Raw genomic sequence first — 14,573 nt, 5'->3', positions numbered from 1 at the left:
TGACTTCGCCAATCGGCGTGGGGCGGGTGTGGGGCGGGTGGGGCAGGTGACTCAAAAGCGCCGGGAGGGGTGAAGTTCCGTTCCCCCAAATCGCGCTTATGGTTTCCCTCTATGATGCCCGTGTGTTCGATTCGCGGCACATCAGGACGTTCCACGAGGTGGTCCGGGCCGGGTCCTACTCGGCCGCCGCCCGGGTGCTCGGCTATACGCAGCCCGCCATAACGCAGCAGATGAAGGCGCTCGAACGGACCGTCGGCAGCCCGCTGTTCATCCGCGTCGGCCGGGGTATGCGGCTCACCGAGGCGGGGGAGACGCTCGCCCGGCACGCCGAGACCATCCTCTCGTCCATCTCCGCCGCGCAGGCGCAGATGAACGCCATCACCCGGCTGCGCACCGGGCGGGTACGGGTGTGCGCCTTCCCCAGCGCCAACGCCACCCTCATCCCCGAGGCCATGGCCCGCCTCGCCGCCGCCCACCCCGGGGTGCGGGTCGATCTGCTGGAGGGCGAGCCGCCGGACTCGCTGGGCCGCGTCGTCCGCGGCGAATGCGACATCACCCTCGCCTTCACCTATCCCGGGCTGCGCGAGGAGACGCCCCCCGACCTCGTCGAGATCCCGCTGATGGAGGACCAGCTGACCGTCCTCCTGCCGACCGGGCACCCGCTGGCCCGGCGGCGCGCCGTCAAGCTCGCCGAGCTGAGCGGGGAGCGGTGGATCGCCGGATGCCTGCGCTGCCGCGCCAACTTCCTGCACGAATGCGCCGAGCAGGGCTTCGCGCCCGACATCGCCTTCACCACCGACGACAACCTGGTGGTGCAGAGCATGGTCGCGGCCGGGCTCGGCGTGGCGATGATGCCGGGTCTGGTGCTGTCCTTCCTGTGCCACCAGAAGGTCACCGGGCGCGCCCTCGACCCGGCGTCGCGGCGGCATGTCTCGGCGTACGTGCTGCGGGAGCATCTGGAGATCCCGGCGACGGCGCGGGTGCTGGAGGAGCTGAAGGCCGTGGCCGGGAACAGAGTCGGCTGCTGACGCGCCCTTCGCGTAGGGGCCCGCCGTACAAGGACCCGCACAGGGCCCGCACAACGGGCCTTATATAAGCGGAAGTTGACCCCCGTCCAACAAACTGTCGTTGGACGTGATGGACGCCGCGTCCGCACGCTGCCGATATGACCACCGCGTATCCGTCCTCTCGTGTCACGGCCCCCCTCGGCGCCTTCGTCGACGGCGTCCGCGAGGCCGTCGGACGCGGCCTGCCGCCCGATGTGACCGCCTACCTGGTGGGCGAACGCCTCGCCCCCTACCTCGGCGTGCCCGATCTGCTCGCCCCCGCGGAGCGCGAGGGCGATCCCGACGGCTACCGCCAGCACGTCCTGCACGCCGAACCCGACGGCAGCTTCTCCGTCGTCGCCCTCGTATGGCTGCCCGGCCAGCGCACCGCCGTGCACGACCATGTGTCCTGGTGCGTCACCGGCGTCCACGAGGGCGAGGAGCACGAACGGCGCTACCGCCTCGTCCCCGACGGCCCGGCCTCCCGGCTGGTCGCCGTGGAGGACGTGATCAACCCGCGGGGGGCGGTCTGCGGCTTCGCCCCGCCCGGAGATATCCACAGGGTGTGGAACGCCTGCGGCACGAAGGCGATCTCGCTCCACGTCTACGGCGCGGACATCGTGCGGCTGGGCAGCAGCGTACGGCGGGTGTACGAGGCCCCCGTGGTGGACGACCTGTGACCGGGCCGCGGTGTTACGTCGGGCGGGTGACGTCATGGCGGTGACCGGAGCACCCGCCGGGACGTCTGCCGGGAAGCCCGCTGGGACGCCCGTCGGAACGCCTGCCGGGACGATCGCGGCTCATCGGCCCCGGATACCCGCCCCCGCCTACGGGCTCGGGCTGGCCGCCTGCGGGGTCGTGGCCGCGTGGTCGGTCCACCGGGCCGTCCCCGCCGTCCCCCTGCTCACCGCCGCCGTCGTGCTCGGCATCGGCGCCGCGCATCTGCCCGGCGCCCGGGGGCTCGTACGGGGCCGCTGCCGGGCCGGGCTCTCGCTCGCCGGAAAGCGGCTGATGCGGCTCGGCATCGTGCTGCTCGGCCTGAAGCTCAGCCTGAACGATGTCCTCGGCCTCGGCTGGGCCACCGTCGCGATGGTGTTCTGCGTGGTCGCCGCCACCTTCTCCGGCACCTGGTGGCTCGGGCGCCGGATGGGGCTGCGCGGCGACCAGCCGCTGCTGATCGCCACCGGCTATTCGATCTGCGGCGCGTCCGCGATCGGCGCGGTCGGCGAGGTGTCCGAGAGCGACGAACAGGACGTGGCCACCTCGGTCGCGCTCGTGACGCTGTGCGGCACGCTCGCCATCGCCGTACTGCCCCTGCTCCAGCAGCCCCTGGGCCTCGCCGACGCCCAGTTCGGCCGCTGGGTGGGCGCGAGCGTGCACGACGTGGGCCAGGTCGTGGCCGCCGCGCAGACTGCCGGGCCCGCGGCGCTGAAGGAAGCGGTGCTGGTGAAGCTGATGCGGGTGGCGCTGCTGGCCCCGCTGGTCGCCGCGCTCGCCGTGTCGTTCCGGGCACGGGCACGGGCACGGGCGCGGGCCCGGGCGGAAACGCGGCCCACCGCCGGGGCCCGGCGGCCCCCGCTGGTGCCGCTCTTCGTGGCCGGGTTCCTCGCCATGGTCGTACTGCGCAGCACCGGCCTGCCGTCCGCCGCCGCGCTCGACGCTGCCGCCACCGGCCAGGAACTCCTGCTCGCCGCCGCCCTCTTCGGCCTCGGCAGCGCGGTCCACCTCCCCTCTCTCACCCGCACCGGCCCCCGGGTCGCGGCCCTGGGCCTGTGCGCCTGGGCAGTGATCGCGACCGTCTCGTACGCGGGCGTCCTGCTCACCACGTGACGCCCCGGGGACCGCGCCCCCGACATTCTGGTACCACTCTGGCCCCATAAGTGGTACCGTCGTGGTATGGCAATGAATCTCCGACTGCGCGACGACCAGCAAGAGGCGCTCAAGCAGCGGGCCGAAGAGGAGGGCCGCAGCATGCACGCCATAGTGCTCCAGGCGATCGACCGGTATCTGGAGCAGGAGGCGGACCGGGAGTCCGTCCAACGACTGGGGGCAAAGTACGCGGCACGCCACGCGGACCTGCTGCGGAGGCTGGGGGAGTAAGTGAAGTACCTGACGGTCCAAGAAGTGCTGGACCTGGCGGAGCTCGCCTGTGGGGGGCAGCGGATCGCGGTGCGCGACCTCGGGCTGCTGAGTTCCGCGGTGCACCGTCCTCAGTCGCAGATGTTCGGCATAGAGGCGTACACCGAGCTGTTCGAGAAGGCGGCCGCGCTGCTCCAGTCGCTCGCCGTCAACCACCCGCTGGTGGACGGCAACAAGCGGATGGCGTGGATGTGCACGGCCGTCTTCCTCGACATCAACGGGGTCGAGATGGTCGACGTCGACCAGGACGAGGCGTACAAGCTGGTGGTCGGCGTGGCCTCGGGCACGCTCGACGACGTCGCTGACATCACCGCACAGCTGAAAGCGCTGCACGAGTCGATGTGAGTCTGATCCCACCCGCGGGTGGGATCGGGGCGTACCCCCGAAGCATGAAGCACGGCACCGGTAGGCTGACGCGGTTCCCGATCGACCCCGCCGAGTCAGCCCGCGACGGAGACCGTGAGTAATACTGCCGCCTCCACCAGCCATCACCTCTCGCCCGCCTTCCCCGGCCGGGCCCCCTGGGGTACCGCGAGCAAGCTGCGCGCCTGGCAGCAGGGCGCCTTGGACAGGTACATCGAGGAGCAGCCGCGGGACTTCCTCGCGGTCGCGACCCCCGGCGCCGGTAAGACGACGTTCGCGCTGACGCTCGCCTCCTGGCTGATGCATCACCACGTCATCCAGCAGATCACCGTGGTCGCCCCCACCGAACACCTCAAGAAGCAGTGGGCCGAGGCCGCGGCCCGCATCGGCATCAAGCTGGACCCGGAGTACAGCGCGGGTCCGCTGAGCCGGGAGTACCACGGCATCGCCATCACCTACGCGGGCGTCGGCGTACGGCCCATGCTGCACCGGAACCGGATCGAGCAGCGCAAGACGCTCGTCATCCTCGACGAGATCCACCACGCCGGTGACTCCCGCTCCTGGGGCGAGGCCTGCCTGGAGGCGTTCGAGCCCGCGACCCGCCGGCTCGCGCTCACCGGCACCCCGTTCCGGTCGGACACCAACCCCATCCCCTTCGTCGCCTACGAAGAGGGCAACGACGGCATCCGCCGCTCCTCCGCCGACTACACCTACGGCTACGGCAACGCCCTGAACGACGGCGTCGTGCGGCCGGTCATCTTCCTCTCCTACAGCGGCAACATGCGCTGGCGCACCAAGGCGGGCGACGAGATCGAGGCGCGGCTCGGCGAGCCGATGACCAAGGACGCGGTCTCCCAGGCGTGGCGCACCGCGCTCGACCCGCGCGGCGACTGGATGCCCAACGTGCTGCGCGCCGCCGACAACCGGCTGTCCGAGGTCCGCAAGTCCATCCCGGACGCGGGCGCCCTCGTCATCGCCTCCGACCAGGACTCGGCGCGCGCCTACGCCAAGCTGATCCGCGAGATCACCGGCGAGAAGCCCACCCTGGTGCTGTCCGACGAGGACGCGGCCTCGCAGCGCATCGAGGACTTCACCCACTCCGACGACCGCTGGATGGTCGCGGTCCGCATGGTGTCGGAGGGCGTCGACGTGCCGCGCCTCGCGGTCGGGGTGTACGCGACGACGATCTCCACACCGCTGTTCTTCGCCCAGGCCGTCGGCCGTTTCGTACGGTCGCGGCGGCGCGGCGAGACCGCGTCCGTCTTCCTGCCCACCATCCCGAACCTGCTCGGCTTCGCCAACGAGATGGAGGTCGAGCGCGACCACGTCCTCGACAAGCCGAAGAAGGACGGCGAGGAGGAGGACCCGTACGCGGAGGAGGACAAGCTCCTCGAAGAGGCCGAGAAGCAGCAGGACGAGGACACCGGCGACCAGGAATCGCTGCCCTTCGAGGCGCTGGAGTCGGACGCGGTCTTCGACCGGGTGCTCTACGACGGCGCCGAGTTCGGCATGCAGGCGCACCCGGGCAGCGAGGAGGAGCAGGACTACCTCGGCATCCCCGGGCTCCTCGAACCCGACCAGGTGCAGATGCTGCTCCAGAAGCGGCAGGCCAAGCAGATCGCGCACAGCCGCAAGAAGCCGGACTCGGAGGCGGATCTGCTGGAGGTGCCCGCCGAGCGGCGCCCTGTGGTCACCCACAAGGAGCTGCTGGAGCTGCGGAAGCAGCTGAACACGCTGGTGGGGGCGTACGTCCACCAGACCGGCAAACCGCACGGCGTGATCCACACCGAGCTGCGCCGGGTCTGCGGCGGGCCGCCGAGCGCGGAGGCGACGGCGGGGCAGCTCCGCGAGCGGATCAAGAAGGTGCAGGAGTGGGCCACGCGGATGCGCTGACCCACGGTGGTGTGCTGACCCACTGCGGTGTGCTGACCCACGGTGGTGCACTGACCCACGGTGGTGTGCTGACCCACGGTGATGTGCTGACACACGACGGTGTGCTGACCCACGGTGGTGTGCTGACCCAGAGTGGTGTGCCGACACGCGACGGTGGCGGTGTGCGGGCGCACATCGCGGCAGCGCATGCCGCTGTGTGTGCGGTGTGCAAGGGATCTGCTCGGATTCTGGACAAAGGCTTCCGCTGAGCGAACCCGCTCGCTACCGTTCGTGCACGCACACGCCCCGTGGCAGCGTCGCCTCGGAGTGCAGCCGGTGCGTAACCACCGCGACCGGCGGAGCACCTTCGCGGGGAGCCGCCACTCATCACCGAGGAGGGGGCGTCGTGACCGCGGAGACCTCCCAGACGCTGGACCGGGGACTGCGCGTCCTGAAACTGCTCGCCGAGACCGACCACGGGCTGACCGTGACCGAGCTGTCCACCAAGCTCGGCGTCAACCGCACCGTGGTCTACCGGCTGTTGGCCACCCTCGAACAGCACTCCCTGGTCCGCCGGGACATCGGCGGCCGGGCGCGGGTCGGTCTCGGGGTGCTGCAGCTCGGCCGCCAGGTGCATCCGCTGGTGCGGGAGGCGGCGCTGCCCGCGCTGCGCTCCCTCGCCGAGGACATCGGCGCCACCGCCCACCTCACCCTGGTCGACGGCACCGAGGCGCTCGCCGTCGCGGTTGTCGAGCCGACCTGGACCGACTACCACGTCGCCTACCGGCCCGGCTTCCGCCACCCGCTGGACCGGGGCGCCGCCGGGCGCGCGATCCTCGCCGCCCGCGCGGGCCGCCCCGACGACCCCGGGTACGCGCTCACCCACGGTGAGCTGGAGGCGGGCGCGAGCGGCGCGGCCGCCGCGCTGGTCGGGGTGACCGGGATAGAGGGCAGCGTGGGCGTGGTCATGCTGGTCGACGCGGTCCCGGAGCGGGTCGGCCCACGGGTGGTGGACGCGGCACGGGAGGTCGCGGACGCGCTGCGGTGACGGAGGCCCTGAGACGTAGGCCCCGGGGCGACGGACGCACCGCGCTGACGGCCGCTGACCAGGGCGGCGCGTCATCCGTCCCGCCGGTCAACTAAATTCGTTCCCATGCCTGCCGTCTCCCTCCGCGCCGTCTCCCCCCGCGCCCGAATCCTCGCCGTATGTACCGCGCTCGTCATCGCCCTGCTCGCGGTCGCCGCGCTCGCCCCCCTGCCGTTCACCGTGGCCCAGCCGGGCACCACCGTGAACGTCCTCGGCGCGAACGACGGCAAGCAGGTGATCACCATCTCGGGGAGCGATACCCGTAAGACCAAGGGCCAGCTGCGGATGACGACGATCGCGGCGACCGGCCCGGAGGCCACCGTCCGGCTGGGGGACGTGATCAGCGGCTGGTTCAGCACCCACCGCGCCGTGCTGCCGCGCGAGGCGGTGTACGTGGGCGACACGACCAAGGACATCGAGCGGCACAACGCCGACGAGATGCGGGAGTCCCAGAACACGGCCACCAGCGCCGCCCTCGGCTACCTCCACAAGTCGCCCGGCGACGTCAAGGTCAAGCTGCGCCTCGCGGACGTGGGCGGCCCCAGCGCCGGACTGCTGTTCTCCCTCGGCATCGTCGACAAGCTGGACGGCGACGGCCGCGGCGGCGACCTCACCGGCGGCCGCACCATCGCGGGCACCGGCACGATCGACGCGCGCGGCACCGTCGGCGCGGTGGGCGGCGTCCCCCTCAAGACCCAGGCCGCCAAGCGCGACGGCGCGACGGTCTTCCTGGTCCCCAAGGCCGAGTGCAAGGACGCCGAGGTCGAGCTGCCCAAGGGGCTCCAGCTGATCCCCGTCACCACCCTGGACGGCGCCGTGAAGGCCCTGAACAACATCCGGTCGGGCGCCCCGGTCCCGCACTGCTGAAGCCCGTGAACGGTGCCGCTTCGGGAATCCATCACGCGCCCATTGACGCGCGCCACTGCCCGCGGAACAGATGGCACACCCCGTCCGGAGTGATCCGGACACCCGCGCCGAGCAGCGGCAGCCCGCCGTCGGCGTTGAGCCGGTCCCGGACGCGCTCCAGGGCGTCCCAGAGGTGCTGCGGGCCGCTCTGGTGGACGGTCGGGCGGCCGGTGCCCTCGGCGGAGGCTCGGGCCCAGGACCCGTCGGGGTGCACCAGGTACGCCGTTCTCGTCCGCCCGTCGGTCCCGTAGCCGGGTTCGACGCCCGGCGTGGTCACCTCCAGCGCTGACCGCACCTCCCAGGCGTTCGCCACGTCCACCACCGGATAGCGCCCGGTGCCGACCGCCTCGCCGTCCGTCTCGCGGGCGAGGGCGAACAGCTCGGCGAGGGCGGGCGGGCAGCCGGTGCCGGACCGGGTGGGCATGAAGCCCGCCATGTCCCGCTGCACGTGCCCCACCACGTCCCCGTTGCGGTGCTTCCACCCGGTGACGATCAGGGACGTACGGGCGAGGGTCGTCGCGATCCGCCCGCCGGGTGCGAGCGCGCCGACCACCGCCCGCAGCCCCGGACCGGGGGTGAGCGCGACCGTGGACACGATGCGGTCGTACGAGCCGGGCACGCTCTGCGTGGCGTCCGCCACGAGCATCGTCGGGTGGTGGCCCATGGCCGCGAGCCGTTCCGCCGCCGCGCTGACGACGTACGGGTCCACGTCCAGGCTCGTCACCCGCCGGTCCCCGAGCCGCAGACAGGCGTACGCGGTGAGCCCGCCCGCCCCGGTGCCCAGGTCCAGCAGGGACAGCCCGTCGCCGAGCCGACCGTGCCGCAGCATCCGTACGGCGAGGCCGGGCGCGCTGGCGGACGACGTCGGCTGCCCTTCGGGCCGCTCCCCGGGTTCGGCGTGGTCCGCGTGGAGCGCGCCGACTCTCGTGACCAGGGAACGGTCGGCGTATGCGACGTCCGCCCACACCTCCGGGTTGTCCGGGCCGTCGCGGAGCACCCACCGCCCCGCCTCGTCGCGGTCCCACCACCGGGGAACCAGTTCGTGCCGGGGCACCCGCGCCACGGGGGCGAGCCATCGGGAGTCCGGGTCGGTCACCTCGTCGGCGAGCCGTTCCGCGAATCGCACCCAGTCCATGGTGTTCGGCCTTTCTGCCATGCCGTTTAGTTGGGGGATACGGGCGCCCGGAGCGGCCACACGGAGAGCGTGTACCGGCAGCCGATGTCGGGGACGACGACCGACAGCGGCTCACCGCCCTCGATCCGCGCCCGCGCGGCGCGCTGTGCGCCGGGCTCCTTGATTTCCTCGGCCCACACGCGGAGTTCGGCGGGACCGTCGGGGACGGGGACGGACACGAGCCGCATCGTCCCGCGCACCCACGTGGAGCGCGCCGGATCGGGATCGAGCCGCTCCGCGATGTGCAGCGCCGCGACGCGGAGCCACCGCAGGGCGAAGTCGGAAGATTCGGTCCGGCAGGTCCCGAGGACGTACGGCACCTCGCGATCGGTGCCGTACACCAGCCCCACGGCGAGCGCCTGGCACCAGTAGTCCCCGGGCCCCGCCGTCACAACAGCTCACCCCGGCTCCGCGCGTTCCGGCGGGCGTTCTCGGCGCGCAGGCGCTGTTCGGGGTTGGCGGGCCGGGTGTCCCCGGGGACGACGGTCCACTCCGTCCCGCCCGTCACGGGCCGCAGGTACCACAGCCCGAACCACTCGCCCCGGAACTCACCGACCCGGTCCTGTAAGACGTCCACCAAGAGCGTGCCGAGGGCGGGGACGGATGGGGGTTCCTGCCGTTTCACGACCACGTCCACTCCTCTCTGTAGCGATTTCGCTACCAGGGGGAGTCAGCGTGGCCTAGAGTTGGGGTGTCTTCAACTTGCGCGGGTTGGCTGGATAGTTGGGTGTCGCGATGGTGAACCGTAAGGAACTGGACCCCGAGAAATCACTCGCTGCCGCGTTCGGGCAACGTTTACGCAGGCTGAGGGATGAGCGCGGCTGGACGCAGGACGAGCTGGCGGAACGCTTGGGGTGCTCGGGGACGCACATTTCCGCTGTCGAAACTGGTCGCCGCCCCCCAACTCGCCGTTTCGCGGCAAACGCTGACCGGGTGTTCGGCACCGGCGACAGGCTCGAACGCCAGAGTCGGGCCCTGCGGCACACGGCGCTCATCGAAGGGTTCCCGGAGTACGTCGCCCATGAAGCGCGAGCCGTAGAGATCCGGCTGTACGAAGTAGGCGTTATCCCCGGCCTGCTCCAGACGCCGGAGTATGCCGCGACGCTGGAAGCGGACGCAGTGCGGCGGGAAGCGATCACTCCTGAGCAAGCCAGTGAACGGGTTGATCTGGTGGTGAAGCGGCAAGCTGCCCTTGTGCGGTCACCGTCCCCCCTGGTCCTCGCGGTACTTGACGAGGGGAGCATTCGCCGACCGATGGGGTCCACTGCCGTCATGGATGCTCAGTTCGCGCGCTTGCTTGAGTTCGCCGAGCTGCCGAACACTGTGCTGCAGGTCGCGCCGTTCTCCATGGGGGCCCGCAGGCCATTCAGTCTGCCCGTCACCCTGCTCACGATGCCGGACCGCTCACTCATGTCGTACGCCGAGTCCGCGCACCGAGGCCATCTCGAACGAGAAAGCACTTTCGTGGTGCCCATATTGACGGCCTACCATCAGCTACAGGCGGAAGCGCTCTCCCAGGCCGCATCTGTGGCCATGATCAGCCAGTTGCGAAAGGGCACCCTGTGACGACCGAATCCCCGCGTTGGTTCACGTCCTCATACAGCGGCAACGGCGGCCAGTGTGTCGAGGTCGCTGCCAACCTCGTCGCTTCGCGCGGTGTGGTTCCCGTCCGTGACTCGAAGAACCCGAGTGGACCGGTGCTGGACTTCCCGGCCGGGGCGTTCTCGTCGTTCGTGGCGAGCGTCAAGGCCGGAGACCTCGGCACCGTCTGAGCACACACAGCACACGCTCGGCCGGGGTCGTTCCCGGCCGAGCGCGCGTGGGCGTCAGGCCGGTTGCCAGTCGAGGATCGACGCTAGTCGAAGCGCGGCAGCCGGGGCGCGCGCGGTGTCGTCAGCCGCAGCCCGACCTCGACGAGCCGCCAGCCGAGCCGGGTCCGCAGGGGGTCCATGCGCCGCGGCCCGCGCGGGGCCTCGCGCCGTAGCTGCTCGGCGCGCAGGTGGTGCAGTAAGTGGTGGACGTGGTCGCCGTACATACGCTCTCCCCCAGGGGTCGGGTCAGTCTTCGTCGCGCGGGAAGCCGTGCAGCTGGACGCGGTACCGGGCGGAGTGCTCGGTGTCCCGGTCCAGCTCCTGCTCGCGGTAGCCGTTGATCACTTCGTGCACTTTGTCGATCATTTCCCGCGCGAGCTCGGGCGTCAGACGCAGGGTGAAGTCGCTGATGTCCGAGTTCGTGCGCCACTCCGCGGGCCATTCGTGCATGGTGCCGAGCCAGGTGGACAGCTCCTGGCCGTGAACGGTCGCCCACTCGTGCAGCAGGGTGTTCATCGCGCCGCGCACGGACGGGTCGGTGTGGAGCAGCAACTCGTCGGTGCCCACCCTCGTCGCGCGCTGCGCCGCCTTCCACCACCGCTCGCGCCCCTTGCCGCGCTCCGGGTCGTCCGCGACGAAGCCATAGGCGGCCAGCTGTCGCAGGTGGTAGCTGGTGGAACCGCTGGACTCGCCCAGCCGGTCGGCCAGTTGGGAGGCGGTGGCGGGCCCGTACTCGCGCAGCGCGCCGAGCAGCCGCAGGCGCAGCGGGTGGGCGAGTCCGCGCAGGGAGCGGGGGTCCAGTACCCGTACTTCGTCGCTCTGAGCCTTGTCGTCGCCCTGGGTCATGGGGAGCAGCGTAAGGGTGCAAAGACTCCTTTGCAACGGGTTCTTTGCACGCCCTTGCGTCGGTCGCCTCAGTCCTCGGCTGCCTGCCGCACCAAGGGGATGATCCGGAGCGGGACCGGGTTTTCCATCACGATCGCGGTCGAGGCGCGCAGGATGCCCTCGATGCCGACGACGCGGTCGATCACCCGTTGGAGGTCGGCGTTCGAGCGGGCGACCAGGCGGCAGAGCATGTCGCCCTCGCCGGTGGTGGTATGCAGCTCCAGCACCTCGGGGACACTGGCCAGATGGGTCCGTACGTCCGGGCCCTGGCCCTGTTTGATCTCCAGGGTCGCGAAGGCGGTGACCGGGTAGCCCAGCGCCGCCGGGTCCACGTCCGGGCCGAAGCCGCGGATCACGCCCTGGGTGCGCAGCCGGTCCAGCCGCGCCTGGGCCGTGCCGCGGGCGACGCCGAGGCGGCGGGAGGCCTCCAGGACGCCGATGCGGGGCTCCCGGGCGAGGAGCTCGATCAGGCGGGCGTCGAGCGCGTCGATTCCCATGGGGCCTCCTGGGCGGTCTGTGAGTGGTGGTCTGTGAGGGTGGTCACTCTGTACAGAATGCTGCCCCGCACCGCAGCAGCGCTATGCAGCCTGTGCAGCGATTTCGCCAACTGTTGCGCACCCTGAGTCACGGAGAGACGCTGCCGGTATGACTGAGATCCTGAACCCCACCCCGACCACCGCGCGGCAGGCAGACCCCTTCCCGGTGAAGGGCATGGATGCGGTCGTCTTCGCCGTCGGCAACGCCAAGCAGGCCGCCCACTTCTACGCCACCGCCTTCGGCATGAAGCTCGTCGCCTACTCCGGACCGGAGAACGGCAGCCGGGAGACCGCCAGTTACGTCCTCGTCTCGGGCGGCGCCCGCTTCGTGTTCACGTCCGTCATCAAGCCGTCCGGCCCCTGGGGGCACTTCCTCGCCGATCATGTGGCCGAGCACGGCGACGGTGTGATCGACCTCGCCGTCGAGGTCCCGGACGCGCGGGCCGCGTACGCGTACGCCGTCGAGCACGGCGCCACCGGGATCGAGGAGCCGCACGACGTCAAGGACGAGCACGGGACGGTGGTGCTCGCCTCGATCCGTACGTACGGCGACACCCGCCACACCTTCGTCGAGCGCTCCGGCTACGACGGCCCGTACCTGCCGGGGTACGTCGCCGCCGCCCCGATCGTCCAGGGACCCGAGAAGCGGCTGTTCCAGGCGATCGACCACTGCGTCGGCAATGTCGAGCTGGGCCGCATGGACGAGTGGGTGGCCTTCTACAACCGGGTCATGGGCTTCACCAACATGAAGGAGTTCGTCGGCGACGACATCGCCACCGAGTACTCCGCCCTGATGTCGAAGGTCGTCGCGGACGGCACCCGGAAGGTCAAGTTCCCCCTGAACGAACCGGCGATGGGGAAGAAGAAGTCGCAGATCGACGAGTATCTGGAGTTCTACGGCGGCCCCGGCGTCCAGCACATCGCCCTCGCCACGAACGACATCGTCGCGACGGTCCGCGCGATGCGCGCGGCGGGCGTCCAGTTCCTGGACACGCCCGACTCGTACTACGAGACCCTGGGGGAGTGGGCCGGCGACACCCGCGTGCCGATCGAGACCCTGCGCGAGCTGAAGATCCTGGCGGACCGGGACGAGGACGGGTACCTGCTGCAGATCTTCACCAAGCCGGTCCAGGACCGGCCGACGGTCTTCTTCGAGATGATCGAGCGGCACGGCTCGATGGGGTTCGGCAAGGGGAACTTCAAGGCGCTGTTCGAGGCGATCGAGCGCGAGCAGGAAAAGCGCGGCAACCTCTGATCATCCCGCCCACCGTCCTGACAGGAAGGTGAGGGTGAGGACGGTGCTCACGGGTGCCACAAGGCAGAGGTAGACCGTCCTGACCTGCGGCCGACGCAGGCTCCACCCCGCCAGGCCGATCCACAGGGGCCACCACAGCAGGGTGGAGCGGGGGATGGACATGAACCAGTACGAGGTGCCCAGCGCCCACAGCGTGAGACCGATGTAGACGGCCTCGGCCCAGCGGCGCCGCCACAGCAGCACGCCGAGCAGGACGAGCCCGAGGACCATGGCCACCAGCTCGGCCTGGAACATCGCGGCGAACCCGGTGGACTGCGTCCTCTCGAAGGCCGCGTCCCAGGTGTGGGACCAGCCCTCCCAGGGCGAGCGGAAGGTGCGCGACCAGCCGCGTTCCTGGGCGTGCTTCCAGGCCATCCAGTCGCCGGTGTGCGCGTGCAGGTACCAGGCGAATAAGGCCGCGGGCACCGCGGGCAGCGCCAGCCAGGGCAGCGACCGCCAGTGCCCGCGGGCGCGGGCGGCGGTGAGGATGAAGTGGACGGCGATGGCGGCCGCGACGAACAGGCCGCTGATCCGCACGGTGGTGGCCAGCGCGGTCAGCAGCGCGGCGGCGGCCCAGCGGTGCCGCTGGGCGGCGAGCCAGCCGGGCAGCGCGAACGCGAGGAAGAGCGCCTCGGTGTAGCCGACGGCCAGGAAGATCGCGCACGGGGAGAGCAGGAAGAACAGGACGGTGCGCCGGTCGCCGTCCGTGCCGGGCAGATACAGCCGGGCGATCCGGGCCAGCGCCAGGACGCCGACGGCCCCGGCGGCGAAGGAGATCAGCAGCCCGGCCGCGGTCCAGCTCGGGACGACGGTGTGCAGGGCGCGCAGCAGCAGCGGGAAGCCGGGGAAGAACGCTTCCCGGCTGTCCCATTTCTTGTCCCATGGGCCGCTCTCACCGGGGAAGTAGCCGTCGCGCGCTATGTGGAGGTAATGCCCCCAGTCCCATCGGGCGAACGGTTCGAGGAGGGCGGTGGGCTCGTGCGTGCCGCCGTCGCCGGGGAACATCCAGCGGACGCAGTAGGCCGTGATCCCTATGGATATTCGGGTCAGCAGATACAGCCACAGCACCTCGCGGTCGCCCGGGTCCAGCCGGTCGCGCAGCCGGGCGGGCAGCCGGACGAGCCGCGTGAACCGCCGAGGGGACGGGGGCCGCTCCGGCGGTGCGGAGGAGGACCACGCGGGGCGGCGGGGCGCGGAGCGGCGCGGCTCGGGCGGTGCGACTGACATACGGGGATCTTTCGCGTAGACGTGAGGCTGCCTCTTGAGGGAGACGCTGTCGCGGACCGGTACGTCACGTCGGCGATCCCATATTCGCCCGCCGTACGACATTCGGGTTACCCAACTGGGAAGAAAGGGAGTGATACAGCACACAATGCGCCGCTCATGCCAGAAAAATGGAACACCAGCTCGGTTGGAGAATCGCACCGTCTACACTCTCGGCGTTTCCTGTTCACCCCAAC

At 71.0% G+C, this 14,573-nt stretch carries 19 protein-coding genes; 12 read left to right on the top strand and 7 right to left on the bottom strand.

Features of this window, described 5'->3' with window-relative positions:
- Positions 1-122 precede the first annotated feature (122 nt).
- The 9 genes from ABZ370_RS42005 to ABZ370_RS41965 all read left to right on the top strand — a co-directional run bounded on the left by ABZ370_RS42005 (position 123) and on the right by ABZ370_RS41965 (position 7,374).
- The gene (locus tag ABZ370_RS42005) at positions 123-1,028 is read left to right on the top strand and encodes a LysR family transcriptional regulator (RefSeq protein WP_358633185.1); all 906 of its coding nucleotides are present in this window, start codon (positions 123-125) and stop codon (positions 1,026-1,028) included.
- A gap of 137 nt (positions 1,029-1,165) precedes the next feature.
- Positions 1,166-1,726, top strand: a complete 561-nt coding sequence (locus ABZ370_RS42000) for a cysteine dioxygenase family protein (protein ID WP_358633182.1) — start codon at positions 1,166-1,168, stop codon at positions 1,724-1,726.
- 34 nt (positions 1,727-1,760) lie between these two features.
- Positions 1,761-2,876 carry a putative sulfate exporter family transporter gene (locus tag ABZ370_RS41995; RefSeq protein ID WP_358633180.1) on the top strand — a complete coding sequence of 372 codons (1,116 nt, stop codon included), beginning with the start codon at positions 1,761-1,763 and terminating at the stop codon, positions 2,874-2,876.
- A gap of 72 nt (positions 2,877-2,948) precedes the next feature.
- Entirely contained in the window at positions 2,949-3,146 is a 198-nt protein-coding gene (locus tag ABZ370_RS41990; RefSeq protein WP_014061073.1) for a ribbon-helix-helix protein, CopG family, read from the top strand.
- The gene (locus ABZ370_RS41985) at positions 3,147-3,530 is read left to right on the top strand and encodes a type II toxin-antitoxin system death-on-curing family toxin (RefSeq protein WP_358633177.1); all 384 of its coding nucleotides are present in this window, start codon (positions 3,147-3,149) and stop codon (positions 3,528-3,530) included. It abuts the gene before it with no gap.
- Between the two features lie 114 nt (positions 3,531-3,644).
- The gene (locus ABZ370_RS41980) at positions 3,645-5,441 is read left to right on the top strand and encodes a DEAD/DEAH box helicase (RefSeq protein WP_358633174.1); all 1,797 of its coding nucleotides are present in this window, start codon (positions 3,645-3,647) and stop codon (positions 5,439-5,441) included.
- A complete protein-coding gene (locus ABZ370_RS41975) occupies positions 5,420-5,689 on the top strand; it encodes a hypothetical protein (protein ID WP_358633171.1) in 270 nt (89 codons plus the stop codon). The genes ABZ370_RS41980 and ABZ370_RS41975 overlap by 22 nt, the downstream gene beginning before the upstream one ends.
- Before the next feature lie 137 nt (positions 5,690-5,826).
- A complete protein-coding gene (locus tag ABZ370_RS41970; protein WP_358633168.1) occupies positions 5,827-6,468 on the top strand; it encodes a helix-turn-helix domain-containing protein in 642 nt (213 codons plus the stop codon).
- A 105-nt stretch (positions 6,469-6,573) separates the two neighbouring features.
- A complete protein-coding gene (locus tag ABZ370_RS41965) occupies positions 6,574-7,374 on the top strand; it encodes a S16 family serine protease (protein WP_358633165.1) in 801 nt (266 codons plus the stop codon).
- A gap of 31 nt (positions 7,375-7,405) precedes the next feature.
- On the opposite strand, the gene ABZ370_RS41960 is transcribed toward ABZ370_RS41965, so the two are convergent.
- The 3 genes from ABZ370_RS41960 to ABZ370_RS41950 are packed head-to-tail and all read right to left on the bottom strand — an operon-like array spanning position 7,406 to position 9,212.
- On the bottom strand, positions 7,406-8,548 hold the full coding sequence (locus ABZ370_RS41960) for a methyltransferase domain-containing protein (protein WP_358633252.1): 1,143 nt from the start codon (positions 8,546-8,548) through the stop codon (positions 7,406-7,408).
- 26 nt (positions 8,549-8,574) lie between these two features.
- Entirely contained in the window at positions 8,575-8,979 is a 405-nt protein-coding gene (locus ABZ370_RS41955) for a hypothetical protein (protein WP_358633162.1), read from the bottom strand.
- Complete coding sequence (locus ABZ370_RS41950) at positions 8,976-9,212, bottom strand: hypothetical protein (RefSeq protein ID WP_358633160.1); 237 nt, start codon at positions 9,210-9,212, stop codon at positions 8,976-8,978. Before ABZ370_RS41950 ends, ABZ370_RS41955 begins: the two co-directional genes overlap by 4 nt.
- A 110-nt stretch (positions 9,213-9,322) precedes the next feature.
- Here ABZ370_RS41950 and ABZ370_RS41945 point away from each other — a divergent pair, with 110 nt between their 5' ends.
- Both ABZ370_RS41945 and ABZ370_RS41940 read left to right on the top strand, forming a co-directional pair.
- Positions 9,323-10,153: a helix-turn-helix transcriptional regulator gene (locus ABZ370_RS41945; RefSeq protein WP_358633157.1), complete on the top strand. Its 831-nt coding sequence runs from the start codon at positions 9,323-9,325 to the stop codon at positions 10,151-10,153.
- A complete protein-coding gene (locus ABZ370_RS41940; RefSeq protein ID WP_358633154.1) occupies positions 10,150-10,359 on the top strand; it encodes a DUF397 domain-containing protein in 210 nt (69 codons plus the stop codon). The genes ABZ370_RS41945 and ABZ370_RS41940 overlap by 4 nt, the downstream gene beginning before the upstream one ends.
- An 83-nt stretch (positions 10,360-10,442) precedes the next feature.
- Here ABZ370_RS41940 and ABZ370_RS41935 read toward each other — a convergent pair whose 3' ends face one another.
- From ABZ370_RS41935 to ABZ370_RS41925, 3 genes are all read right to left on the bottom strand, one after another.
- Complete coding sequence (locus ABZ370_RS41935) at positions 10,443-10,622, bottom strand: hypothetical protein (protein WP_358633151.1); 180 nt, start codon at positions 10,620-10,622, stop codon at positions 10,443-10,445.
- Between the two features lie 22 nt (positions 10,623-10,644).
- Positions 10,645-11,244, bottom strand: a complete 600-nt coding sequence (locus ABZ370_RS41930) for a helix-turn-helix domain-containing protein (protein ID WP_358633148.1) — start codon at positions 11,242-11,244, stop codon at positions 10,645-10,647.
- A 68-nt stretch (positions 11,245-11,312) separates the two neighbouring features.
- A complete protein-coding gene (locus tag ABZ370_RS41925) occupies positions 11,313-11,780 on the bottom strand; it encodes an Lrp/AsnC family transcriptional regulator (RefSeq protein ID WP_358633146.1) in 468 nt (155 codons plus the stop codon).
- A gap of 148 nt (positions 11,781-11,928) precedes the next feature.
- Here ABZ370_RS41925 and hppD point away from each other — a divergent pair, with 148 nt between their 5' ends.
- Entirely contained in the window at positions 11,929-13,074 is a 1,146-nt protein-coding gene (hppD, locus tag ABZ370_RS41920) for a 4-hydroxyphenylpyruvate dioxygenase (protein WP_358633143.1), read from the top strand.
- Here the strand turns inward: hppD and ABZ370_RS41915 are convergent, their stop codons facing one another.
- Positions 13,075-14,340, bottom strand: a complete 1,266-nt coding sequence (locus ABZ370_RS41915) for a mannosyltransferase family protein (RefSeq protein WP_358633140.1) — start codon at positions 14,338-14,340, stop codon at positions 13,075-13,077. It lies immediately after the preceding gene.
- Positions 14,341-14,573 lie beyond the last annotated feature (233 nt).

The sequence above is a fragment of the Streptomyces sp. NPDC005962 genome (genome assembly GCF_040629205.1).
GTDB lineage: Bacteria > Actinomycetota > Actinomycetes > Streptomycetales > Streptomycetaceae > Streptomyces.
Note: the sequence above shows the minus strand (reverse complement) of the source record. Positions and strands in the feature narration are given on the sequence as shown.